At 73.6% G+C, this 23,336-nt stretch carries 23 protein-coding genes; 8 read left to right on the top strand and 15 right to left on the bottom strand.

Features of this window, described 5'->3' with window-relative positions:
• Window positions 1-187: 187 nt before the first annotated feature.
• On the bottom strand, window positions 188-502 hold the full coding sequence (locus ABZ321_RS29415; protein ID WP_344505190.1) for a hypothetical protein: 315 nt from the start codon (window positions 500-502) through the stop codon (window positions 188-190).
• Here ABZ321_RS29415 and ABZ321_RS29410 point away from each other — a divergent pair.
• Window positions 479-1,747, top strand: a complete 1,269-nt coding sequence (locus ABZ321_RS29410; RefSeq protein WP_354897151.1) for a protein kinase — start codon at window positions 479-481, stop codon at window positions 1,745-1,747. The two genes, ABZ321_RS29415 and ABZ321_RS29410, sit on opposite strands and share 24 nt — an antisense overlap.
• Before the next feature lie 44 nt (window positions 1,748-1,791).
• On the opposite strand, the gene ABZ321_RS29405 is transcribed toward ABZ321_RS29410, so the two are convergent.
• Together ABZ321_RS29405 and ABZ321_RS29400 are read right to left on the bottom strand one after the other, a co-directional pair.
• Complete coding sequence (locus tag ABZ321_RS29405; RefSeq protein WP_354897148.1) at window positions 1,792-2,373, bottom strand: hypothetical protein; 582 nt, start codon at window positions 2,371-2,373, stop codon at window positions 1,792-1,794.
• A gap of 188 nt (window positions 2,374-2,561) precedes the next feature.
• On the bottom strand, window positions 2,562-3,590 hold the full coding sequence (locus ABZ321_RS29400) for a Gfo/Idh/MocA family oxidoreductase (RefSeq protein ID WP_354897145.1): 1,029 nt from the start codon (window positions 3,588-3,590) through the stop codon (window positions 2,562-2,564).
• Between the two features lie 103 nt (window positions 3,591-3,693).
• Between ABZ321_RS29400 and ABZ321_RS29395 the strand changes: the two genes are divergently transcribed.
• The 3 genes from ABZ321_RS29395 to ABZ321_RS29385 all read left to right on the top strand — a co-directional run bounded on the left by ABZ321_RS29395 (window position 3,694) and on the right by ABZ321_RS29385 (window position 7,709).
• Window positions 3,694-5,169 (top strand): ankyrin repeat domain-containing protein, encoded by a 1,476-nt coding sequence (locus ABZ321_RS29395; protein WP_354897142.1) that lies wholly within the window; start codon window positions 3,694-3,696, stop codon window positions 5,167-5,169.
• Window positions 5,170-5,222: 53 nt separating this feature from the next.
• Entirely contained in the window at window positions 5,223-6,143 is a 921-nt protein-coding gene (locus ABZ321_RS29390) for a hypothetical protein (RefSeq protein ID WP_354897139.1), read from the top strand.
• A gap of 111 nt (window positions 6,144-6,254) precedes the next feature.
• On the top strand, window positions 6,255-7,709 hold the full coding sequence (locus ABZ321_RS29385) for a glycosyl hydrolase family 18 protein (protein WP_354897136.1): 1,455 nt from the start codon (window positions 6,255-6,257) through the stop codon (window positions 7,707-7,709).
• A gap of 84 nt (window positions 7,710-7,793) precedes the next feature.
• Here ABZ321_RS29385 and ABZ321_RS29380 read toward each other — a convergent pair whose 3' ends face one another.
• Window positions 7,794-8,078, bottom strand: a complete 285-nt coding sequence (locus ABZ321_RS29380; protein WP_354897133.1) for a helix-turn-helix transcriptional regulator — start codon at window positions 8,076-8,078, stop codon at window positions 7,794-7,796.
• 81 nt (window positions 8,079-8,159) lie between these two features.
• On the opposite strand from ABZ321_RS29380, the gene ABZ321_RS29375 reads away from it, so the two are divergent.
• The gene (locus ABZ321_RS29375) at window positions 8,160-9,629 is read left to right on the top strand and encodes a hypothetical protein (protein ID WP_354897130.1); all 1,470 of its coding nucleotides are present in this window, start codon (window positions 8,160-8,162) and stop codon (window positions 9,627-9,629) included.
• Here the strand turns inward: ABZ321_RS29375 and ABZ321_RS29370 are convergent, their stop codons facing one another.
• The 5 genes from ABZ321_RS29370 to ABZ321_RS29350 all read right to left on the bottom strand — a co-directional run bounded on the left by ABZ321_RS29370 (window position 9,630) and on the right by ABZ321_RS29350 (window position 13,768).
• Window positions 9,630-10,484: a formate/nitrite transporter family protein gene (locus ABZ321_RS29370; protein WP_344505205.1), complete on the bottom strand. Its 855-nt coding sequence runs from the start codon at window positions 10,482-10,484 to the stop codon at window positions 9,630-9,632.
• A gap of 172 nt (window positions 10,485-10,656) precedes the next feature.
• Window positions 10,657-11,127 carry a hypothetical protein gene (locus ABZ321_RS29365; protein ID WP_354897126.1) on the bottom strand — a complete coding sequence of 157 codons (471 nt, stop codon included), beginning with the start codon at window positions 11,125-11,127 and terminating at the stop codon, window positions 10,657-10,659.
• Window positions 11,127-12,053, bottom strand: coding sequence for a GIY-YIG nuclease family protein (locus tag ABZ321_RS29360; protein WP_354897123.1), 927 nt, complete (start codon window positions 12,051-12,053; stop codon window positions 11,127-11,129). The genes ABZ321_RS29365 and ABZ321_RS29360 overlap by 1 nt, the downstream gene beginning before the upstream one ends.
• A 31-nt stretch (window positions 12,054-12,084) precedes the next feature.
• Window positions 12,085-12,495 carry an ATP-binding protein gene (locus ABZ321_RS29355; RefSeq protein WP_354897120.1) on the bottom strand — a complete coding sequence of 137 codons (411 nt, stop codon included), beginning with the start codon at window positions 12,493-12,495 and terminating at the stop codon, window positions 12,085-12,087.
• Between the two features lie 121 nt (window positions 12,496-12,616).
• Window positions 12,617-13,768 (bottom strand): hypothetical protein, encoded by a 1,152-nt coding sequence (locus tag ABZ321_RS29350; protein WP_354897117.1) that lies wholly within the window; start codon window positions 13,766-13,768, stop codon window positions 12,617-12,619.
• Between the two features lie 134 nt (window positions 13,769-13,902).
• On the opposite strand from ABZ321_RS29350, the gene ABZ321_RS29345 reads away from it, so the two are divergent.
• Both ABZ321_RS29345 and ABZ321_RS29340 read left to right on the top strand, forming a co-directional pair.
• Complete coding sequence (locus ABZ321_RS29345) at window positions 13,903-14,058, top strand: hypothetical protein (RefSeq protein ID WP_354897114.1); 156 nt, start codon at window positions 13,903-13,905, stop codon at window positions 14,056-14,058.
• A 9-nt stretch (window positions 14,059-14,067) separates the two neighbouring features.
• Window positions 14,068-17,121, top strand: a complete 3,054-nt coding sequence (locus tag ABZ321_RS29340; RefSeq protein WP_354897111.1) for a BTAD domain-containing putative transcriptional regulator — start codon at window positions 14,068-14,070, stop codon at window positions 17,119-17,121.
• An 89-nt stretch (window positions 17,122-17,210) separates the two neighbouring features.
• Here ABZ321_RS29340 and ABZ321_RS29335 read toward each other — a convergent pair whose 3' ends face one another.
• From ABZ321_RS29335 to ABZ321_RS29315, 5 genes are all read right to left on the bottom strand, one after another.
• A complete protein-coding gene (locus ABZ321_RS29335) occupies window positions 17,211-17,852 on the bottom strand; it encodes an ATP-binding cassette domain-containing protein (protein ID WP_354897108.1) in 642 nt (213 codons plus the stop codon).
• Window positions 17,853-17,855: 3 nt separating this feature from the next.
• A complete protein-coding gene (locus tag ABZ321_RS29330) occupies window positions 17,856-18,632 on the bottom strand; it encodes an ABC transporter permease (protein ID WP_344505219.1) in 777 nt (258 codons plus the stop codon).
• Complete coding sequence (locus ABZ321_RS29325; protein WP_354897105.1) at window positions 18,632-19,609, bottom strand: ATP-binding cassette domain-containing protein; 978 nt, start codon at window positions 19,607-19,609, stop codon at window positions 18,632-18,634. Before ABZ321_RS29325 ends, ABZ321_RS29330 begins: the two co-directional genes overlap by 1 nt.
• 14 nt (window positions 19,610-19,623) lie before the next feature.
• Window positions 19,624-20,286, bottom strand: a complete 663-nt coding sequence (locus tag ABZ321_RS29320) for a DUF4097 family beta strand repeat-containing protein (RefSeq protein WP_354897102.1) — start codon at window positions 20,284-20,286, stop codon at window positions 19,624-19,626.
• A gap of 99 nt (window positions 20,287-20,385) precedes the next feature.
• Complete coding sequence (locus tag ABZ321_RS29315) at window positions 20,386-20,997, bottom strand: helix-turn-helix domain-containing protein (protein ID WP_354897099.1); 612 nt, start codon at window positions 20,995-20,997, stop codon at window positions 20,386-20,388.
• Between the two features lie 61 nt (window positions 20,998-21,058).
• Here ABZ321_RS29315 and ABZ321_RS29310 point away from each other — a divergent pair, with 61 nt between their 5' ends.
• Window positions 21,059-22,534, top strand: coding sequence for an MFS transporter (locus ABZ321_RS29310; RefSeq protein WP_354897096.1), 1,476 nt, complete (start codon window positions 21,059-21,061; stop codon window positions 22,532-22,534).
• Here ABZ321_RS29310 and ABZ321_RS29305 read toward each other — a convergent pair.
• Complete coding sequence (locus tag ABZ321_RS29305) at window positions 22,504-23,328, bottom strand: hypothetical protein (protein ID WP_344505226.1); 825 nt, start codon at window positions 23,326-23,328, stop codon at window positions 22,504-22,506. The genes ABZ321_RS29310 and ABZ321_RS29305 overlap by 31 nt on opposite strands.
• Window positions 23,329-23,336 lie beyond the last annotated feature (8 nt).

Here is a 23,336-nt window from a genome sequence, read left to right as displayed (position 1 = left end):
TCCAGAGCCAGCTGCCGACGGGCAGGGCTGCCCACCGCGCTGCCGTCGCCGGGTGCAAGGTCGTGCCACACCTGTGTCCTCGGATCTGAAGGGCCACGACCATGCGAACGCCGCTGCTGACCGTCACCAACATCGTTGATCCCGACGACCCCGGCCAGGACGAGCTGCACGAGTTCGACGCCGAAGGTCACCGCAGGACGTTCGGACGCGACGACCGGGCCTGCGACATCGTGATCTGGTCGGCGCACAACGGCACAGCGCTCGCGCGGGTCGCCGGGGAGATCTGGCGATGGGGCGACGAACTCTGGGTGCGGAACCTGTCGACCACGCACGAGCTGCAGATCGCGACGCCGGGGAACCCGCCGGAGCCGCCGCTGCGGCGCAGGCGCGACGGGCAGGCCCGGGGCTCGGCGTGCAGCGTGCCGGCGCCGCTGGCCGTGCTGACCAGACCAGGGAACGATTTCGCCGGGAGGTGGCGGTGCTCGAGACGCTCGCCGGCCACCCGAACATCATCCGGCTCCGGGCCGCCGCGGCGCCCGGAGCCGCGACCATGTGGCTGGCCAGCGACCTCTGCGAGGAGTCCCTCGCCGCCCGGCTGCGCCGTGGCGACGTGCCGGTCGAGGAGGCGTTCGCGATCGCCGACGACCTGCTCGCCGGCCTCGGCGCGATCCACGGCAGCGGTCACCTGCACCGCGACATCGAACCCGAGAACGTGCTGCTGGACGGCGGCCGGGCGAAGCTCTGCGACCTCGGCGTGACGGCCGCGGTGGCGGCGCACACGGAGCACAACCTCGCCGGCACCGGCCCCTACCTGGCGCCCGAGCTCGCGGCCGGGCAGCCGACGGTCCGCAGCGACATCTACGCCGCGGCGCTCGTCATCGACGCGCTCTTCGCGCCACATGACCTCGAACGGGTCAACGCGCTGCTGACCCGGGCATCGTCCGCGCGGCCGGTGGACCGTCCGGTGGACGTCGCCGCCTTCCGGGCCGCGCTGGCCGGCTCGCGCCAGCCGGTGCCGCCTGCGGACCCGCAGCGGCCGGCGCAGGGCGTGGGCCCGCGGACGGCGGTGCCGGCTGCCGCGGGTCGCCGGCCGGCGCCGGCGAGGCGCCGCCGGACCGCCACGCTGGCGACGGCGGGAGTCGCGGTGCTCGCCGCCGGCGCCGCGGCCTGGTGGTTGAACTCACCGACCCGCGACGCCGCGCCCGACTCGGCCGCCACGAATCCGGCGTCAGGAGTCGTCGTCGCATCGTCGGCCGCCACCGCGTCGCCGGCACCGTCACCGTCGGCGACCGCCAGTCCGACCCCCTCGGTCGGCGTGTCGCCGCTGCCGACGCTCATCTCGGCGAGCACCATCCAGGGAACGATCACCGTCCCGAGTCCCCCGCGACCGGGCCCCGCGACCGGCAAGCCCGTCTCGTCGAACGACGGTGACGGCTGCTACGCCACGGCCGTCGACGGCGGTTTCAACGTCGCCGCCAACGAGGTCGTCGCCAGAGGTCCGAACTTCACCAGCGCCGCGTGCCGCGACATCCACATCAGGCTCACCTCGGCGCCGGCCCGTACCTACGCGCGGTCCTGCACCGAAACCCCCGACGGCGCCACGGTCACCGGCTGCAGCGCGTGGATGGCGCTGCCGGGCGGCGGTGCCTGGGTGACGCTGTCGACGGCGGTGCCGGCGGACAGCCGGTGGCAGCTGCAGATGCAGGCGGAAAGCGCCGGTGAGCTGGCCTTCCAGTACACGGGCTGACCGCGCGGACCACTCCGTCCGCGCGGCCTGCCCTCCGGGTGGCGCTAGCCGAAGCTGACGCCGTACTGGTCGCGGGGCAGCGTGCGCCAGCCGTCCCCGTCGCTCATCACGTCGCCCATGGCGCTGGTCCAGGCGGTGTACGTGCCGCGCGGGTGGCTGTACCAGTTCGACTGGCAGTTGAACGTCGGCGCCGTGGTCGTCAGCACGCTCGGCGCGCGGTACTGCTTCTTCCACGTGCAGGTGCCCTGGCTGACCCGGCCGGCGAGGTTCCAGCCGATGCTGACCTGCAGCTCGTGCAGCGCCAGGTTCTTCGCCTTCGTGAGCCGGCTCAACGGGCAGCTCGCCCCCGGCGGCAGCGACACGCTGCAGTCGACGGGCCAGTCGATGCGGAACTCCCCGCGCGCCCGCACCTGGTTGCCGTAGTTGATCCAGTCGATGCAGGTCCGTTCGCTGACCCGGGCCCACTCGTTGCTCGTCTGCCAGATGGTGAAGTTGGTGTACGCCGAGCACATCGACTTCCGCTCACCCGCCGCCGACGCCGGTCCCGCTCCCGCCGTCACGACCAGCCCGGCCGCCACCGCCAGCGCACCCAGCGAGACGCCCAACCTCCGAGGGATCGATCGCATGATTGCTGCTCCTCTCGTGTCCTCCCGCGTCGGAGACCCCTTGGCGCGGCCTCCGACGAGGAGTCTGCGGAGCATCGGCCTCTTCCGGTGGGCAGGCCTGCCCGCCGGAAGGCGCCGGACCGCACGCAGATGGCCGCCGCCCGCGTATGAGCAGGTCGACGGCCATGCGTGGACGGTGAGCGGCGGTGTTACTCGTTGGGGTAGGTCAGGCCGATCTGGCGGCGGATCTCGTCGAGGGTCTGCATGATCGTCAGGGTTTCGGCGAGGGGCAGCAGCGGCGAGTCGGTGGCGCCCGCGGTGAGCAGGTCGGCGAAGTGGGCCGCCTGGTGGACGAGGCCCTCGTGGCCGGTGATCGCGGGTGGGGCGGACTCGCTGACGTCGCCCGCGACGGTGGTGAGGCGGACGGCCTGCGGCTGGTAGAACGGGCCGGCGAGCTCGATCCGGGCGGCGGTGCCCGAGATGCTCGCGGTGGTCGGTGACGCGGCCGTCTGGGTGGTGGAGACGATGCCGTGGGCGCTGCCGGTCCGCAGGACCGCGGAGACCTGGGCGTCGACGCCGGTCGTGGTCATGGTGCCGGTCGCCTGGATCTCCTCGGGGGCGCCGAGGACGAACGAGGTGAACGAGACGGGGTAGATGCCGAGGTCGAGCAGGGCGCCGCCGGCGAGGGCCGGGTTGAGCAGCCGGTGCGTCGGCGGGATGTCGAAGTGCTGGCCGTGGTCGCCGATCACCGTCTGCACGTCGCCGAGCGCGCCGTCGGCGAGCAGCTGCCGCACGACGTCGTAGTGCGGCAGGAAGCGGCTCCACATCGCCTCCATCAGCAGCAGCCCCGAGCCGCGCGCCAGCTCGATGAGCTCCGCTGCCTGGGCCGCGTTCTGCGTGAACGCCTTCTCGACCAGGACCGGCTTGCCGGCGCGCAGCGCGAGGAGGGTCTGCTCGTGGTGGTGGCTGTGCGGCGACGCGACGTAGACGGCGTCGATGTCGGGGTCGGCGACGAGCGCCTCGTAGGAGCCGTAGGCGCGGCCGCCGCCGTGCCGGGCCATGAACTCCTCGGCGCGCTGGAGCGAGCTGGAGCCGGCGGCGACCACCCGCGACCTCGAGTGCCGGTGGACGGCGCCCGCGAACTGGTCCGCGATCCAGCCGGGCGCGATGACGCCCCACTTGATCGGCGGCGCGTCCTGGGGGTCCGCGGTGCGCGCGGTGGGCAGTGCAGTGCTCACGGTCGTCCTCACGTCGGGTGTGGTGCTCAACCCGAAGCTACACGACGAAGATCCGGACCCGGCGCGATAGCGTTGGCGGCCGTCCACCACCCCGGGAGCGCCGATGTCCGCCATGCCGCCCAGCGCGCAGACCGTGCGCAGGTGGCTGCGGCACCGGCGGTACGGGGTGCCGCCCGCCATGATCGACGCGGCGACCGAGCGCCGGCTCGCCGGGGACTGGCGCCGGGCCTGCGCCGCCGCGCACGTGACGCCCGACATCGACCTGCGCGCCGTCGAGTGGGAGCACGGCCGCGAGGTCGCCGCCGCGGTCGAGGACGACCTGCGGCACCTGGCGCCGGACCTGCTGCGCTGGCACGAGCCGCTGCACGGCCACCACTCGTGGCCGGCCGCCAGCCGCCCCGTCCCGATGACCCGGCTCGCCGGCGGGCTCGGCATCCTGCTGGCCTCGGGGCCGAGGAGCGGCGGCCGGCGGCTGTTCCGGCTGCGCTTCGGCGGCGTCTCCCCCGTCGCCCCGCTGGTCGACCGTCACCTGTGGGACGTCCGGCAGGCGCCCGGGCTGCGCGGGCTGTGCGGGCCGGAGCCGGTCAGCACCGACGCGGCCTGCCCGCACGCGACCGGCCGGCAGCGGGAAGCCGCCGCGGCCGCCGGGATCGACGCCACCGGCCTGGCCGGGCAGGGGTCGGACGACAGCCTGGCGAGCCACCCGCTGGTCTGGTCGAGGCTGGTGCCGGCCGCCCGCGCCCTGCTGCACCGGCACAGCAGCCCCGGCGGGACGGTCGACCTGGGCGAGGGCTGGCTGGACCTCAGGGAGCGGCCGACGATCGTCGCCGGGCCTCCGCCGCGACACGCGCCGCTGCTGCAGATCTCGGACTGGCAGGAGCCGCTCGACGCCGAGCTCGTCCGCCACGGCCTCATCGATCCCGACGCCCTGCATCCGCTCGTCCACGACGCGCTCCTGCCCGGCCGTCCGCAGTCGCCGCCGAGGCACGGGCCGCTGGTGCCCGCCGTCGTGCCGGTGGAGTGCGGCGGGCGGGTCCACCGGCTGGCCGCCCGCGACGGCCAGTGGCACCCGCTGGACCACGACCTGCGGGACCTGGCCCGCGAGGAGGCCCTGGCCGCGCTCGGCGGACCGGCGGAGGGCTGCGCCGGCGTCCTGCTGGGCTGGCGGACCGGCAGCCGGGCGGACTCCGGGCTGCTGCCGCCGCCGGTCCAGGACCTGCACGACGAGCTCTGGCAGCGGGTGGCGTACGGCGATACCGACGGCGTCCTGCGGCTGCTCGGCGACGGGTTCCCGCCGGCCGCGGACCGGGGCGGCGGCACGCTCCTGCACGCCCTGGGCTCGCTCGACCACGCGCGGATGCTGCCCCGCCTGCTCGCCCTCGGCCTGGACGTGCACGCCCGGACCAACACCGGCGACACACCGCTGCACGCGGCGGCGAGGTCGTCGTCGGACGCTGCCGCCGACCTGGTCGAGGCGCTGCTGCGGGCCGGCGCCGACCCGCGGGCGGTGAACCACCGCGGGCAGCACCCCGCGGACCTGGCCGGCACCCCCGAGGCGGCGGCCGTGCTGCGGGCATGACGGCGCGTCTCCCGGCTGGCGAAGGGGCACCGGGGTGACTATCTTCGTGGTCCATGACGGATGGCGACGGAGACGCCGAACCGCTGCGCGTGCCCCCGTGGCTCGCCGGGCTCGGCGCCGATCCGGACCGTCCCGCGGCCGGTGGGACCTTCCGCCCCGAACCGGCCGACGCAGCCACTCCTGTTCCCATAATCCAGGACGAGCCCGTCCCTGTAGATGAGACGCCGGGCGACGCGGCGGACTGGGCCGCGGCGCCGGACCGCGACGGCTGGCACGTCGCCGACGAACCGTCGGAACTGCGCGGGCTGTGGGTGTTCTGGCGGTCGCGGCTGATCGTGGCCGGCGTCGCCGCGGCCGTGTCGCTGCTGGTGATCCTGGCCGTGGCGGCGTACTTCGGCGACGACGATCCCGCTCCCGTCACCCCGCCGGTCGGCCTGCCCGCGCCGGCCCCGTCACCCACCGACGCGCCGTCCCTGACGCCAAACCCCGCGCCGGCCACGCCGTCGGAGGCCGCGCCCGCGTCGCCGTCCCCGGCCGCCGCGCGGACGACGTCCCCGCCGCCGAAATTCGGGCCGGTCTCGTTCGAGGCCGAGGCGCCCGGCAACACGCTCGGCGGCTCGGCGCGGGTGGACCGCTACCCCGGCGCCTCGGGCGGCTCGATCGTGCGCAATCTCGGCGACTGGGGCAGCCGCGCCGGCGACGGCGTGCTGACGTTCAACAACGTCGACGTCCCGGTCGCCGGCGCGTACACGCTGAAGCTCTACCACGTGAACATCGACAACGAGCGCACCAGGACCGCCGTCGTCACGGTCGACGGCCGCGACCCGCAGCGGGTCACGCTCGACGGCGGCTCGACGTGCTGCACCGCGTCGACGCTGAAGGTCCAGCTGCGCAAGGGCGGCAACACCATCTCGGTCGCCAACCCCGACGGGCACGCGCCGTCGGTCGACCGCATCGTGCTGTCCCTGCCCTGACCCCGGGCCGCGGCGTGCCGAAATCGATCGCCGTCTTGACTGACGGTTGTTGATGTGTCTACCGTCTCAACACGCTTTTAACAAAGTTTCCTAACTGTTGGTGAGGTGAACGTGAAACGATCCCTTCGCCAGGTCCTCCTGGTCGGGGCCGTCGTCGCCGCCGTGGCCGGAGCGACCGCTATCGTGCCACTGGTCCAGGCAAACGCCGCCGCCGCATGCGCTCCGGCATGGAGCGCGTCGGCCGTCTACGTCAAGGACAACGTCGTCTCGTACCAGAGCCACAACTACACCGCCAAGTGGTGGACCACGAACGAGGTGCCGACCGCCAGCGGCCAGTGGGGCGTGTGGGCCGACAACGGGGTCTGCGGTGGCGGGACCGACCCGACCACCCCGCCGCCGACCTCGAAGCCGCCGACGTCGCAGCCGCCCACCTCGCCGCCGCCGCCCGGCGGCAAGAACGTCGTCGGCTACTTCGCCGAGTGGGGCGTCTACGCCCGCAACTACCACGTGAAGAACATCGTCACCAGTGGCTCGGCGGCGAAGCTGACCCACATCCTGTACGCCTTCGGCAACACCAGCGGCGGGCAGTGCTCCATCGGTGACTCGTACGCCGACTACGACAAGGCGTACACCGCGGCCGACTCGGTCGACGGCGTCGCGGACACCTGGGACACCGGCGCGCTGCGCGGCAACTTCAACCAGCTGCGCAAACTCAAGCGGCTGTACCCGAACATCAAGGTGATCTGGTCGTTCGGCGGCTGGACCTGGTCCGGCGGCTTCACGCAGGCGGCGGCGAACCCGACCGGCTTCGCGAACTCCTGCTACAACCTGGTCAAGGACTCCCGCTGGGCCGACGTCTTCGACGGCATCGACATCGACTGGGAGTACCCGAACGCCTGTGGCCTCAGCTGCGACTCCAGCGGCCCGGCCAGCTACAACAACGTCATCACGGCGCTGCGCAACAAGTTCGGGCAGAACTTCCTGGTCACCTCGGCGATCTCGGCCGACGGCTCCAACGGCGGCAAGCTCGACGCCGCCGACTACGCCGCCGGCATCTCCAAGCTGAACCTGGTCTTCCCGATGACCTACGACTACTACGGCGCCTTCAGCCCGCAGGGCCCGACGGCCCCGCACTCGCCGCTGAACTCCTACTCGGGCATCCCGACGCAGGGCTTCTGGTCCGACGCGGCGATCCAGAAGCTCAAGTCCAAGGGCGTCCCGGCCAGCAAGATGCTCCTCGGCATCGGCTTCTACGGCCGCGGCTGGACCGGCGTCACCCAGGCCGGCCCGGGCGGCACCGCGACCGGCCCGGCGCCCGGCACGTACGAGCAGGGCATCGAGGACTACAAGGTCCTGAAGAACTCCTGCCCGGCCACCGGCACCGCCGGCGGCACCGCCTACGCCAAGTGCGGCAGCAACTGGTGGGGCTACGACACCCCGGCCACCATCGCGGGGAAGATGACCTACGCCAAGCAGCAGGGCCTCGGCGGAGCCTTCTTCTGGGAGTTCTCCGGCGACACCAGCAACGGCGAGCTCATCACCGCCATCAAGAACGGTCTCGCCTGACGCCTGAACGGTCTCGCCTGACCAACGTCGCGCCGCCGCAGCCGGTCCCGGGCTGCGGCGGCGCGGCCGCTTTCCGGCCCGTCACTACGGTCCGGCGGCCTTCTCCAGCGCGCGGATCTCGACCCACAGCGCGCGCAGCCGCTCGACCTCCAGGTCGCTGCGCCCGAAGACCTCGAGCATGTCGTCGACGTGGTGCCACTTCGGCGACCGCTCACCGATCCCGTTCAGCACCCGGAACACGGTCGACTTCGAGATCCCGACCTGTCCCGCGATCACACTGTACGAAGGTTCCCCGGCCTCCCGATGGGCTTCCATCAGTTCCTCGGCCAGCCGCCTGCGCAGTGCCCCCAATTTGACGGCGTCGTCCATCATTCAAGCATGCCGATGAATGCCGTCCCGGTAAAGCACGACCGCGGGGCGCGGCGGCTGCGCGGATAGCATGATGGGACGATGGTGTTCCGTCGATCGAGCAGGCAGGACCGGGTCCAGCACGCATTGGCCGCCGCGGTGTACGAGGGCGACCGCCGGGCCCGGGAGCGGGTCGAGCGGTGGTGGGCGGCCGGCGGGGACGACCGCGAGAAGGTGTGGCGCGGGGCGTGGTTCCTGCTCAGCGCGGCGTCGTTCCGCTTCGGCAACCACGAGCAGCCGGCGCGGGTCGCCCCGGTGCTGGAGTTCCTGCTCGAGCCGGACCCCACCTCGACCTACCGGCCGCAGGTCCGGCTGACCGCGTGCCTGCCGCAGACCGCCGCGGACCCGCCGAGCGGCGTGTACCTGGGCGACCCGTATGTCCAGCGCATCGTCGAGGCCGCCGTCGGGTTCCCGGACGAGGGCCTGCGGCAACGACTGGCGGACCTGCTGGCGGGCACGGACCAGCCCGGGCTGCTGGACGCCGTGGAGGTCGCGGTCCGGCCGTACGCGCGGCCGGGCCACCGGTTCATCGGCACCGCGCCGGCCGGGCGGGACGCGCGGCAGGACATGTGGCTCGGCGAGCAGGGGGCGCTGCTGCGCATCGTCCTGGCCAACCCCGAGCTGCCCCGCCCGCCCGCCGACCCCGGCGACGTCGACCTGGCGCTGCTCGCGGTGCTGAAGCAGCGGCCGGACCTGCTGCCCGCGTTCGACCAGGGTGCGCTCGCCGGGCGCCTCGTCGAGTACGCCGGGACCGACCTGCCCGAGGACGCCCTCGACCTGTGCCGCCGCGCGCTGCGTGGGTTCACGTCGCCGAAGGCCGTCGCGGTGGTGTGCGACCAGGCGGTCCTCGGCAACCCCGAGGCGGCCGCCGCGGCCCGCGACGCCGGCTACCGGTCCGCCTGGACGTCCGGCCTGCTGCTGCTCACCCGCCAGTTCGACGCGTACCGCGAGCACGACCCCGACGGGCGGGTCCTGCAGCTGGCGTGCGCCCTCGACAAGCCGGAGATCAGGGAGGACACCGTCGTCGGCCTGGTGCTGGCGCTCCTGGACACCGACCCGCCCGAGGACGTCGCCGCGGCGGTCCGCCGGTCCCTGCGCGACCTCGGCGCCGGGACCGGCGACTCGCTGCAGGACCTCCGCCGCCTGTGGATGCGCCGGGGGGTCCTGGCCCGTGCGGTGAAGCTGGAGCCGGAGGCGGTCGCGGCCGTCGTCGACGCGGGCTACCTGCCCGAGGACGACGAGCGTGCCCTGCTCCCGCTGCTGTTCCTCACCGAGCAGTTCGACCGGTACGACCGGGAGGACCCCGACGGCACGAAGCTGCGCGCCGCCCTGGCCGAGCGGCGCCACCCGTACGAGCACGAGCACTTCCGGACCGTCGCCGAGCGCAACGGGCGCGACGATCCGTGGCCGCCCTACGAGCCGCCCCCGGAGCGCTACCGGTCGGGTGTGCACGTCACCACCTGGCCGAGCAGCATGGGTGGTGGCGGCCACTCGTTCGGCGGGTACCCGTAGCTACTTGACGAGGACCGGTGCCTCCTCGGCCGCCTGCTCGGCGACGGGCGCGCGGCGGGAGGCGCCGGTGCGGGCGTGCGTCGAGTAGACGGTGAGGCCGACGAACGTGATGCCGCCGACGAGGTTGCCGATGACGGTCGGGATCTCGTTCCAGATGAAGTAGTCCGCGATCGAGAAGTCGCCGCCGAGCATCAGCCCGGACGGGAAGAGGAACATGTTGACGATGGAGTGCTCGAAGCCCATGTAGAAGAAGACCAGGATCGGCATCCACATGCCGATGACCTTGCCGGACACGCTGCTGGAGATCATCGCGGCGACGACGCCGGTCGAGACCATCCAGTTGCACAGGACACCACGGATGAACAGGGTGAGCATGCCCGCGGCACCGTGGTCGGCGTAGCCGACCGTCCGGCTCTCACCGATCTTGCCGAGCGCCTGGCCGACGGCGTTCGGCTCGACCGTGAACGCGTAGGTGAAGATCACCGCCATCATCACGGCGACGGTCAGCGCGCCGGCGAAGTTGCCGACGAAGACCAGCCCCCAGTTGCGCAGCACACCGCGTAAGCGCACCCCGGGCCGCTTGTCGATCAGCGCGAGGGGCACCAGCGTGAACACGCCGGTGAGCAGGTCGAAGCCCAGCAGGTACAGCAGGCAGAACCCGACCGGGAAGAGCAGGGCCCCGACGATCGGCTGGCCGGTCTGCACGGTGACCGTGACCGCGAACGCGGCGGCGAGGCAGAGAATCGCACCCGCCATGTACGCCCGGATCAGCGTGTCCCGGGTGGACATGAAGACCTTCGCCTCACCGGCGTCGATCATCTTCTTGGCGAGTTCAGGTGGGGTCACATACGACACAGCGTTGCTCCTCCGGGGCGGCTCAGGAATGGATCAGGGGGGCGCCGCAGGCTTGATTGCTCGGACGTTTCCGGTGCGGGTCGAGTCTGCGGAGTGCCTGTTACCAACATGTTGCGCGCTCGAAAGCCCCGGGTCACGTCGCGCTCACAGACGGCGCACACCCAGTGCGACGTCAGTTCTCCAGCGTCGCCCGGAGCCGGTCGACGGCGCGCAGGATCTCCGCGCGGTGCTTCGCCGCCGTCATCCAGGCCGGCAGCCGCGCGACCAGCGTCAACCCGCCCGGGCCGGGGCCGCGCTCGCGCAGCTTCGCGCCGACGAAGCCGCCGAGGATGTCCAGGTGCCGACGGTTGAACGCCCACAGGACCCGCCCGCCGCAGCACTCGGCGCGCAACCACAGCGGCCCGCCGAAGAACGGGTCGACCGGGCCGCCCCACACGGAGGTCGCCCCGGCCGGCTCCCACGCGGCGGCGTGGCAGCAGGCGGCGCACGTCAGCCGGCGCGGCCACGACGCCACCCACCGGCTCCCGGTGGGCCGAGCGGCGTTCACGGCGCGGCCGCCGCAGCGCGGGCACACCACCAGGATGTCGTCCGCCGCCAGCTCGTACAGGCTGACCTGCGGATCCTGGAAGCGCGGCCGGTCCATCAGCGGGCGTGCGCGACGGCCAGCCGGCTCGCCAGCTCGGCGCTGCGGGCCGCGAACGGCGCCCAGGCCTGCGGCGTCCGCTCCAGGAACCGCTGCGCGTTGGCCTCCCGGCAGTCGCGCTGCGTCCAGGTGCACAGCCGGCCGCCCTTGACGTGGAAGCGGACCAGGAGGTCGTCGGCCCAGCCGTACACCTCACAGTCGGCGGCGCCGTCGACCGTCACCTTCTGCTCCGCGACGAGCCAGTCAATCGCCTCGAGCTCCTCCTGTACACGCTGCGCGACCTCGAACGCGAGACCCTCCGACGCCCGGTCCCGCTGCCGCGTGAGCAGCTCCCGCACCGCGTCGATCGCGGCCCGCTCCCGCCGCAGCACCCCGGCCGTGGTGGCGACGAGGGTGTCGCGGTCGGCGGCGTCGACCCCGCGAATGCGGGCCATGTCGCGCTCCGAGCCGGTGAGCCGGTCGCCGGTGTACCCGAGCGGCAGCACCCGGCCCAGCCCATTGAGCGCCAGCCGCGCCTTCGTCCCGCCCAGGTACGGGCCGAACACGTCCTGCACATCGGGTGTGAAGGGTCCGTAGTCGACAACGAGCCGCGGCACCCCGCCGCGGCGGTCGAGGCGCAGGTAGATCGGCACCTCCAGGCCGCCGCGGATCCGGTTCCAGCGCGGCTTCGACCGCTCCAGCAGGTTGCGCTCCAGCCAGGCCGCCTCGTGCACCGAGTCGCACACGACCGCCTCGACCCGCACGATCTGCGTCACCATCCGCTTGAGGTGCCGCCTGCCGCGCAGGTCCGACCAGTACGAGCCGACCCGCTGCCGCAGGTCGGTGGCGCGCCCGATGTACAGGACCTTGCCGCTCTCGTCGCGGAACCGGTACACACCGGGCGTCTTCGGCAGGCTCGCCACCGCCGCCCGCGCCGCCGTCGTCACGCCCGGCATCCTACGGTCCCCAGCTGGGCGGTCACCGCCAGGTGAGCTGCTTGGTGAAGCGCAGCAGCGTCCCGGTCCCGTCGACCGACACGACGTCGAGCCCGTCCACCACGGCCGCGACCAGCTGCAGCCCTCGCCCCGAGTCCGACCACAGGTCGCCGGGCCGCACGCCGGCCGGGTCGAAGCCGCCGCCGTCGTCCGTCACCTCGATCACGCAGCGGTCGCCGTCCACGCTGACATCGACGTGGTACGTCGTGGCGAGGCCGGCGTGCTCGATGACGTTGGTGCACGCCTCGGTCAGCGCCAGCCGGATGTCGTCGCGGCAAGCCTGCTCGACGCCCGCCCCGGCCAGGGCACCGTCCAGCATGCGGCGGGTCTGCCCCACCCGTGCCGACTCCCGCGGCAGATCCAGCGACATCTGCAGATGCACCGCGTCGGTCATGAGCTCGCTCCCGCCTCGTCCGGATGCCGCACGGGGTACCCCGCGAACGCCCACCCGTAACGGCCAACGATCGCGACGGCCGGTTCGTCGCCGGGTCGGGAGCGGAAAAACCCCGCTGCGGTCAGGGCAGCCAGGCCATGACCCGGGCGGAGGCGTCCAGGCCGTCCGCCGGGACCAGCTTCGCGGTGCGGGCGGCGAGGTCGACGATGACGATCTGCTTGTCGACGACCGCGGCGAGCACCTCGGCGTCCTTCACCGGCTGCCAGGTCTGCGGGTCGTCGTACAGGCGGACGTCGATGCCACCGTCGGGCAGGGTGACGGTCGGCTCGGCGCCGATCGCCCGCGTCGCGGGGTCGATGGACTGGAACGTGCGCTTCTCCATGGTGTAGAGCAGCGGACGGCAGCTGCCGGGGACGAAGAGCACGCTGTGGGTGCCGCCGGTGGTGCCGGCGAGCGCGATGTCGGAGCCGGTGAAGGTGCCGGCCTTGCTCAGCTCGGCGTCGCCGGTGCGCTCCCGCAGGTGCAGCGCGTCCTTGGTGGAGCCGGCCGTGGCCACGACCCGCTTGCCGCACTCGGCGGTGGGGTGCCACATGCCCGGCGAGTCCACCAGCTTCGGGGTCTTGCCGCCGAGCACCGCGACGGTCGTGGTGTCGGCCTTGATGACGGGCGCCGTGGCGGTGATGTCGACCGAGATGCTGTCCGGGATGGCCTTGCGCCGGTCGAACTTCAGGTGCGTGTCGTCCAGCCACTCGCCGCAGTCCAGCTCGGTCGTGGCCGTCACCGTCGTCGCGCCCAGCGTGTACTTCGCCGACTTGACCTTGTCGACGACGGTCACCTTGCCGGCGAAGTCGGCGACGACGAGCTCCTCGCCCCGCAGGTACGAGACCCGCTTGCTGTCCGGCGAGGTGCGCAGGCACAGCTTGTTGGTCGACGCGTCCCCGGCGACCTTGCGCTCGCTGCCGTCGGCGATGGTTCGGGCGGTCACGACCTTGCCGCTGCGGTAGACGAACGTCTTGTGGTCGGCGGTGACCTCGTATTCGAAGTCGGAGGAGCGCGGCACGTCGAAGGGCGCGATCGACAGGTGCCCGTCGGCTTCCTGGGTGAGCAGCTTCAGCCCGCCGGTCGTCGTGACGAGCAGCTTGCCCGCGACCTTCGGCGGCGGCTGGGGCGACGGCGAGGACGACGCGCCCTGCGACGCCTTCGAGCCCCCGCCCGAACCACAGCCCGCCAGGCCGATCACCACCGCTGCGAGCACCACGAACTGACGGCGCATGCCGTGCCCTCCCCCCGTTGGACGCCTTTTGTAACACATCGCCACCTCGCCGACCGCCCCGTCGTGACGGGCGGCACCCCACCACCGGAGCGCCGTGCGGCAGGATCGTCAGTCATGGACGCGTTCGTCATGCCGTGGAAGGCGTCCGCCGCGACGGCGTCGAGACCTGCGCCGCGAAGATCGTGTATGTCACCGTCGCCCCCGACGGCTCCGGCGAACGCCCCGCGTCCGCCGCGCTGCGGAGCGTGCTGTGCGCACCTCACGGCATCGACGAGGCGCGGTCTGGTTAGCTTTGCGCCGTGCGAATTGCCGTCCTTGGTCCACTTGAGGTCCATACGCAGACCGGGGCGCCGGTGGAGATCGCCGGGGTGCGGCTGCGGATGCTGCTCGCCCGGCTGGCGCTCGAGGCGGGCCGGCCGGTGTCGGCGGAGCTGCTGATCGACGACCTGTGGGGCGAGGACGCGCCGGCCGGGGCGGCGGCCGCGCTGCAGGGGCTCGTGTCCCGGCTGCGGCGCGCGCTGGGCGACGCCGGCGGCGTGGAGCTCGTCGCCGGCGGATACCGGCTGACGGTGCGTCGGGAGGACGTCGACGCGCACCGGTTCGAGGACCTCGCCGCGCAGGGCCGGCGGGAAGCGCCCGCGCAGGCGGCCGTCACCCTCGACGCGGCGCTCGGCCTGTGGCGGGGCGCGGCGCTGACGGACCTGCAGGACGCGCCGTTCGCGCGGACCGTCGCCGCCGGGCTGCACGAGCGCCGGCGGGACGTCGCCACGGACCTGTTCCAGGTGGAGCTGGAGCTGGGCCGGCCCGCCGAGGTGCTGCCGCGGCTGGGCGCCCTGGCCGCCGAGCACCCGCTGAGCGAGCGCCTCGCCGGGCTGCGGATGCAGGCGTTGGCCGCGACCGGCCGCCAGAGCGACGCCCTCGCCGTGTACGAGGAGATCCGGGGCCGGCTCGGCGACGAGCTCGGCGTCGACCCGGGCGCCGCGCTGAAGGAGCTGCACCTGGCGCTGCTGCGCGGCGAGATGGAGCAGCCCGCCAAGCGGGCCGAGACGGTCGCGCCGAACCGGCTGCCGGCGCAGCTCACCAGCTTCGTCGGCCGGGACGCGGAGCTGGCGCAGCTTGCCGCGCTCCTGGACGCCAACCGGCTCGTCACCGTCGTCGGTCCCGGCGGCGCCGGCAAGACGCGGCTGGTGCTGGAGGCGGCGAGGGTCGCCCGGCAGCGGGTGTGGTTCGTGTCCCTCGCCGCGGTCAGCGACCCCGACCACCTCGCCGACGCCGTCGTCGCCGCCCTCAACGCCTCCGACGGCCGGCTCTACGAGGGCGGCCACACCACCCTGGACCGGGTCGTGGAGCTGCTCGACGTCGGCGACGCCGTCATGCTGCTGGACAACTGCGAGCACCTCGTCGACGCCGCCGCCGAGCTCGCCAACCAGCTCCTGACCCGGCTGCCGCGGCTGCGGGTCCTCGCCACCAGCCGCGAGCCCCTCGCCATCACCGGTGAGGCGCTGTGCCACCTAGGGCCCCTCGAGGTGCCCCGCGACTCGGTGGAGCCCGAGGAGGCCGCCCGGGCGGCGGCGGTGCGGCTCTTCGTGGACCGCGCGGCGACGGTGCGGCCCGGGTTCGCGCTCGACGAGTCGACGGTCGACCACGTGGTGGAGATCTGCTGGCGGCTGGACGGGATGCCGCTCGCGCTGGAGCTCGCCGCCGCGAAGCTGCGGTCGATGAGCGTGGACCAGATCGCCCGGCGGCTCGACGACCGGTTCCGCCTGCTCAGCTCCGGCAGCCGGTCCGCGCTCCCCCGCCAGCGCACCCTCCTCGCCGTCGTCGAATGGAGCTGGGACCTGCTCGAGGAGCCGGAGCGGGTCCTCGCCCGCCGGCTGGCGACCTTCCCTGGCGGCGCGACCACGGCGGCCCTGGAAGCGGTCTGCGCCGACGGTACGCTGCCCGCCCGCGACATCTTCTACGTGCTCGACGCGCTGGTGGAGAAGTCGATCGCCGGACGGTCCGGCGACCGGTACCGGATGCTGGAGACGGTCCGCGCGTACGCGCTGACCCGCCAGGAGGGCGACGACATCGGCGAGCGGTTCTGCCGCTACTACCGGGACCTCGCCGAGGAGCACGACCCGCTGCTGCGCACCCGGGACCAGCTCGCGGCGATCGCGGTCTTCGACGCCGAGCACGACAACCTCGCGCACGCGCTACGGCTGGCCGTGGACGCCGGCGACACGGCGACGGCCGAGCGGTTCGTCGGCGCGATGTTCTGGTACTGGGGCATGAGCGGCATGACGGCCCAGTTCGAGACGTACCTGCGCTACGGCGGCGCGCTGCCGCAGCAGGCCCGGACGGCGTTCGGGGTGGTGCGGGCCAGCATGGACGTCGACTCGGCCGGCGCCCGCGAGTTCCACCCCGCGCGGCCGCTGATGCGCATGACGCAGCTGGCGCACGCCACCGAGGAGTCCGACCTGCTCGAGGCGCTGGACTCGCCCGACCCGTGGATCCGGGCGAGCGCGCACTGGGCGAAGGACTTCCTGCTCACCGAGGAGGGCGACCTGCGCTCCGGCGCCGCGTCCCGGCGGGCCGCCCTCGAAGGGTTCGAGGCGGTCGGCGACCGGTGGGGGCTCGTGCTGAGCCTGCTGCCGCTGGGCCGCGACCACTCGCTGCGGCGCGAGCACGGCCCGGCGATCGCCGCGTTCGAGCGGGCCGTCGTGCTCAGCTCCGAGCTCGGCGTCGAGGACTACCTGTACCTGAGCCGGGCGCGGCTGGCCCGGGAACGCCGGCGCAGCGGGGACATCGACGGCGCGCTGCGCGACATCAGGGCCGCGCAGCGCCGGGCCCGCGAGCGCGGCCACCGCCGGATGGAGGTCAACATCCTGGTCGGCCTCGCCAACGTGCACCGCCTCGCCGGCGACCTCGCGCAGGCCGACCGGACCCTCGACGAGCTGGAGGCGCTGGTGCGGCGCGGCGCCATCCCCGAGCCACTGGCCCGCGACCTCATCGTCAGCACCCGGTTGGAGAACCGTCTCGCCGAGGGGGACGTGACGCCGGCCGCGGCGCTGCTGCCCGAGGCGGTCGCGTCGCTCGTCGCGCAGGGCTACAGCGCCGGTCTGGCGTGGGCGGCCGAGCTGCTCGCCGGGCTCCTCGCGCTGCGGGACCGCCCCGGGGACGCGGCCGCGGCGCTCGGCATGAGCGAGGTGATCCGCGGCGAGTTCGACCACGGCGAGCCCGAGCTGCGCGCCCTCGCCGACCGGCTGACCGTCCGGCTCGGCGACGAGGGTTACGCCGAGGCGTTCCGGCGCGGCGCCGGCACGCCGCGACCCGACGCGATCGCCCGGGTCGTCGCCCTCGCCACCGGCTGAACCACCGGCCGAACCACTGCCTGAACCACCGGCCGAACCACCGGCTGAACCACCGGCCGAAACACCGGCTGACCGGCGGTCGCGGGAGGTCATTCCGGCGACCCGGTGAGCGCGGCGAGGACCTCGTCGAGGGTGGGCCTGCGCAGGCCCAGCTCGTCGGCGGTGACGCCGGCCGCGTCCAGCCGCCGCACCAGCGCCGACAGCAGCATCGGGTCGGTGGCCGGCACGGTGAGCAGGCCGCCGGCGTCGCGGGCCGGGACGGCGCCGGTCAGCTCGGTGAGGATCCGGGTGATCGCGTCCGTGTCTGCGGGCACCGACGGGTGGACGTGCAGGATCTGGCCGCCGACGCGCCGCCGCAGCTCCCCCGGCCGGCCTTCCGCGAGCACGCGGCCCCGGTCCAGGACCACGATCCGGTCGGCGCACCGCTCGGCCTGCGCGGGGTCCCGCGTCGTGAACAGCACCGTGCCGGCCCGGGCAGGGTCATCGGCGGGGTCATCGGCGGGGTCGGCGGCGGGCTCGTCGAGCAGCAGGACCGGCGTGGCCGTCTTCGTCCAGCCGGCGTCAGGTCGTACCGACGCCGCCAGCACTGCCAGGAGGGTCGTCTTGCCCGCCCCGGCGGGGCCGAGGACGGCGGTGACCTGTCCGGCGGTGACCCGCAGGTCCACCCCGTCCAGCGCCACCGCGTCCCCGAACCGTTTGACCAGACCGCCGGCCTCGATCGCGTACCGCATCGCTTACTGCGCGTCGCCGTTGAACTTCGAGGTCGACCAGAAGTAGCCGAGCACCGCGAGCCCGGCGCACCAGCCGACCGCCAGCCACCCGTTGTAGCCGATGCCGGTGCCGAGCAGCAGGCCGCGGAGGGTCTCGATGGCCGGCGTGAACGGCTGGTACTTCGCGATCGGCTGGAACCAGCCGGGCATGGCGTGGATCGGCACGAACGCGCTGGACAGCAGCGGCAGCAGGATCAGCGGCAGCGCGTTGTTGCTGGCCGCCTCGGCGCTCGGGCTGATCAGGCCCATCCCGACCGCGATCCAGGTGACCGCGAGGGCGAAGAGCACCAGCAGCCCGAACGCGGCCAGCCACTCCAGGACCGAGGCGTCCGTGGACCGGAAGCCGATCGCGACGCCGACGGCACCGACGAGCACCACGCTCGCCACCGACTGCAGGACGCTGCTGATGACGTGGCCGATGAGGACGGCGCCGCGGTGGATCGCCATCGTGCGGAAGCGGGCGATGATGCCCTCGGTCATGTCGTTGGAGACGGAGACCGCGGTGCCGATGACGGTGCTGCCGATGGTCATCAGCAGCAGGCCCGGCAGCAGGTAGGCGATGTACTCCGAGCGGCCGCCGCCGATGCCGGCGCCCATGACGTCGCCGAAGATGTACACGAACAGCAACAGCAGCATGATCGGGGTGAGCAGCAGGTTCAGGGTCAGCGACGGGTAGCGGCGCGCGTGCAGCAGGTTGCGGCGCAGCATCGTGCCGGAATCCCGGATGGCGAGGGCGTTCATCACACAGTCTCCTTGTCATTGGTGTGGGCGTCGGTGTGGGCGTCGGTGCGGGCGTCGCCGGTCAGGGCGAAGAACACGTCGTCGAGGTCGGGCGTGTGGACGGTCAGCTCGTCGGCCTCGACGTCGGCGGCGTCGAGCCGGTCGAGGATGGACCGCAGGTCCCGCTGGCTGCCGTCGCTCGCGATCTGCAGCGCGAGGGACTCGTCGTCGCGGGCGGCGTCGCGCAGCGCCAGGCCCGCCGCCTGGTAGGCGACCGGGTCGGTGAAGCGGAGCCGGACGTGCCCGCCGGGGACGAGCCGCTTCAGCTCGCCGGCGGTGCCCTCGGCGACGATCTTCCCGCCGTGCAGCACCGCGATCCGGTCGGCGAGCTGGTCGGCCTCCTCCAGGTACTGGGTGGTGAGGAAGACGGTGGCGCCGTCGTCGACGAGCTCCCGGATGATCTGCCACATGTTGTGCCGGCTGCGCGGGTCGAGGCCGGTGGTGGGCTCGTCGAGGAAGATGACCCGGGGGTGGCCGACCAGGGTCATGGCGAGGTCGAGGCGGCGCTTCATGCCGCCGGAGTAGGTGGAGGCGGGCTTCTGCGCCGCGTCGGTGAGCGCGAACCGCTCCAGCAGCTGCGCGGCGGTCCGGCGGCCGTCGCGCTTGGACAGGTGGTGCAGGTCCGCCATGAGCAGCATGTTCTCCTCGCCGGTGATCAGAGCGTCGACGGCGGAGAACTGGCCGGTGACGCCGATCGCGGCGCGCACGGCCTGCGGGTCGGCGGCGAGGTCGTGTCCGCCGATCCGGATGCCGCCGGAGCCCGGGCCGGGCGAGACGAGCGTGGAGAGGATCTTGACGGCGGTGGTCTTGCCGGCGCCGTTCGGTCCGAGCAGGGAGAAGATCGTGCCGGCGGGGACCTCGAGGTCGACGCCGTCGAGCACGAGCTTGTCGCCGTAGGACTTGCGCAGTCCGTGCGCCGCGATGGCCAGGTTCGTCATGGTGGTGGCTCCTTCTACAGGCTGTGGGCGGCGATGTCGCCGATGGCGGTGGTGGCGCGGATGGTCAGGTCGGCGGTGCCGGTGTTCCTCAGCGCGTTGTGGATGCGGCCGTGGCTGGTGCCGGCGTCCAGGGCGGCGGACACGCCCGGCGCGGCGCCGACCGTCACGTCGCCGGCCTGGGTGCGCAGCACGACCTCGCCGCGGACGGCCTCGGTGATGCGGATGTCGCCCTTGGCGGTGCTGATCTGTGCGGGGCCGTTGAGGCGGCCGACGCTGACGTCGCCGGCGAGCGTGGTGAGCCGGACGCTGCCGACCTCGTCGAGGTCGACCGCGCCGTGCGCGCCGTCGTAGGCGACGTCGCCGAACCGGCCGGCGGCCCGCAGGTCGGCGCTGGCCGCCTTCACCTCGAGCCGGGACCCGGCCGGCAGCTGGACGGTCACGTCGACGGAGCCGGACGCCCCGAGGATCTGGTGCCCGGCGTCGGCCTCGATCCGCAGGACGCCGTCGGCGTACTCGACGATCGTCCGCTCGGCGATCTTGACGTCGCGGCCCTTGGCGGCGTCGGCCGGCAGCACCTCGACGGTCGTGTCGGCGCGGTCGCCGGCGATGAACCGCACGCGGCCGGCGGGGATGTCGAGGACGGCGGAGATGGGGGCGGGGGTGTCGAACGTCTGCATGGTGGGCTCGCTTCCCTGGTCCGTGTGCCCGCCGTTCTGGCGTGCACAAGGACCATCGCGAGCCCCGCTGACAGCGCACTGACAGCGCGCAGATCCCGGCTACCGCAGCCAGCGGTCCAGCTCGGCCAGGAGGCCGTCCACCTGCGGATACAGCGCGTCAGCGATGTCAGCGGGCGACGCGCCGTCGCGGGTGCGGCGCCCGGACTCGCTGATGAGGATCTGGAAGACGCCGGCGAGGGCGATCCCCTGCAGGCGGGCGACCTCCGGCGCGACGCCGGAGGTCTCGGCGATGGCGGCGGCGAGCGCGGTGGCCTGCCGGTCGCTCATCTCCAGGGCGAGCCGGTGCACGGCCGGGCTGATCGCCGCCAGATACCCGAGGTTGCCGCGGGCGAGCTCGGCCGGCATGTCGCGGATCGCCGCCACCGTCTCCAGGACGAAGTCGCGGACGGCGGCGGCCGGGCTGGTCCCCGCCGGCCGGGCCCGGATCAGGTCGCCCAGCTGGTCCTGTATTTGCTGCTCACGGTCGGTGACCAGGTGTTCCTTGGTCGGGAAGTAGTTGTAGAGCGTCTGCTCCGCCACCTCCGCCGCGCGGGCGACCTCACTCACCGTCACCCGCTCGTAGCCCCGCTCCGCGAAGAGCCGGGCGGCGGTCTCGGCGATGAGCCGGCGCGTGCGCGCCTTCTTCAGGTCACGGAGTCCGGTGCCAGCCATCCCTGAAGTGTACCGCACCACATTTCTAGGGTGGACTCTAAGTTTGGGTTACGCTCTACCCATGGCCCCCACCTCGCTCCGCCAGGCGTGGCCCGCCCTGACCGGGCTCGCCGCCGTGTTCCTGTTCGAGATGCTCGACAACTCGATCCTCACCGTCGCGCTGCCCACCATCGGCCGCGACCTGCACACCTCCACCGTCGCGCTGCAGTGGGTCACCGGCGCGTACTCGGTCGCGTTCGGCGGGCTGATGCTGGCCTTCGGCGCCGTCGCCGACCGGTTCGGCCGCCGCCGCGTCATGCTCGCCGGCCTGACCCTGCTCGGCGCCGCGAGCCTGGCGACGGTGCTGGTCACGACCGCCGGGCAGCTCATCGCCGTCCGGGCGGTCATGGGCGTCGCCGCGGCGATGACGACCCCCGGCTCCGCCGCCCTCGCCTTCCGGCTGTTCGACGACGACCGCCTGCGTGTGCGCGCGATGACCCTCATCTCGACCGTCGGACTGGCCGGTCTCGCGGTCGGCCCCTCGCTGGGCGGCTTCGTGCTCGCCGCCCTGCCCTGGCAGACGCTCCTGCTGGTCAACGCGCCCATCGCGGTGCTCGCCATCGTCGGGGTCCGGGCCGGCATCGCCCCGGACACGCCGGCCGGGCTGCACCGCGACCCGGTCGACGTCCCCGGCGCGGTCCTCGGCACGGCCACGATCGTGCTGACGCTGCTCGCGCCGACCCTGTTCGTCGAGGACGGCCCGCGGGCCGGGTGGGCGGCGACCGTCGGGGCCGTCGCCGCGGCGACCCTGTTCGTCGTGCGGGAGCGGACCGCCCGGCACCCGCTGCTCGACCTGCGCCTCGTCGCCCACCCGCTGGTGTCGAGCGGCCTGGCGTACAAGGCCGCCGCGGGGCTGGCGACGGCCGGCCTCGGCTACATGGTGACCCTCGACCTCCAGCTCGGCCGGGGCTGGACGCCCGCGCACGCCGCGCTCGGCATGCTGCCGCAGGTCGCCGTCCTCATCGCCGGCGGGCTGTTCGTCGACCCGTTCGTGCGGCGGGCCGGCCTCGAGCGGGCCGCCTGGATCAGCGCCACCTCGGTCGTGGCCGGGCTCGCCGTCTTCACCCTCCTGCACGGCGCCGGCTACGTGTTCGTCGCCGGCGCGCTGGTACTGGTCGCCGCGGGCCTGCGCGTCGTCGGCGTCGTCGCCGGCGTGAACGTGCTGCGTGGCCTGCCGCCGGAGCGCACCACGATCGGCGCGGCCCTCACCGACACCGCCACCGAGGTGACCTCCGGCGCGGGCATCGCTGTCACCGGCACGATCCTCGCCGCCCTCTTCACCGGCACCATCACCGCCCCGCACTGGAGCGCCGCGCAGACCGCCCAGTTCGACGGGGCGGTCACCGTCGCCGGCCTGACGCTGACGACGGCCGCCGCCGCCCTCGTCGGCTGGGCCCTCCTGCGCACCCGCCGCGCCGCCACACCCTCAGCACCGCCCCGCTCCGCCGGTGCCAGCGGGCAGCCCGCTCACGCCAGCGGGCCGTCGCGGAACGGATAGCTCTCCGGGTACAGCCGCTTCAGCCGCCGCGTCGCGATCCAGGCGACGACCGTGATCGACAGCGGCCCGCCGAGCACCGTGACCAGCCAGACCGGGTGCGGCATCCCCACCGGCTGCGCCCCGCGCACGGCCAGCACACCGAAGATCCAGGCGGTGATCGTCGAGGTGATCGGCGCCAGCAGCGGATGCCCGTCGTCGGCGCGGAAGAGGCCGGTGACGACCAGCCAGATCGACTTGAAGAACCAGATCACCGGCAGGATCAGGATCAGGAAGTTCACGATGCCGGGCAGGCGGGCGTCCAGCCAGGGGAACGCGACGCTGAAGCTCCAGAAGTAGGCCACGAAGACCACCACCGTGCCGATCGGCCACAGCAGCTGGCGGGCGGTGGCGAGCCGGGCGCCCCGCCGCGCGGCCACGACGAGGGCCAGGCTCACCACCACGGACACCCCGATGCCCGCCACAGCGGTCAGGATCGCGGACAGCGCGATCTCGCCGAGCCGGTCCTCGGCGGCGGCGAACGTGTAGACGCGGCCGTTGACGACGGCGTTGGAGGCCTCGGGCTTGGCCTGCCCCGGCTGGTACGGCGCGCTCACGACCCGGCCGAAGCCCTGGTAGACGATCGCGACGACGATGAGCGTCGCGAGGCCCAGCAGCGAGCGCAGCCGGTTCAGCCCGCCGATCGCCTCGTCGAGCCCGCCGAGGTACATGCCACGGGGCTGGAAGAAGAAGTTGGGCACCCGCCAGATGCTGAAGCTGTCCGTGCCGTTCCTGACGCTTCCCGGTGAACCCGACATCGCCGTCT

Source organism: Dactylosporangium sp. NPDC006015 (assembly GCF_040614215.1).
Taxonomy (GTDB): Bacteria; Actinomycetota; Actinomycetes; order Mycobacteriales; family Micromonosporaceae; genus Dactylosporangium; species Dactylosporangium maewongense.
This window is presented reverse-complemented; position numbering and strand designations above follow the sequence as displayed.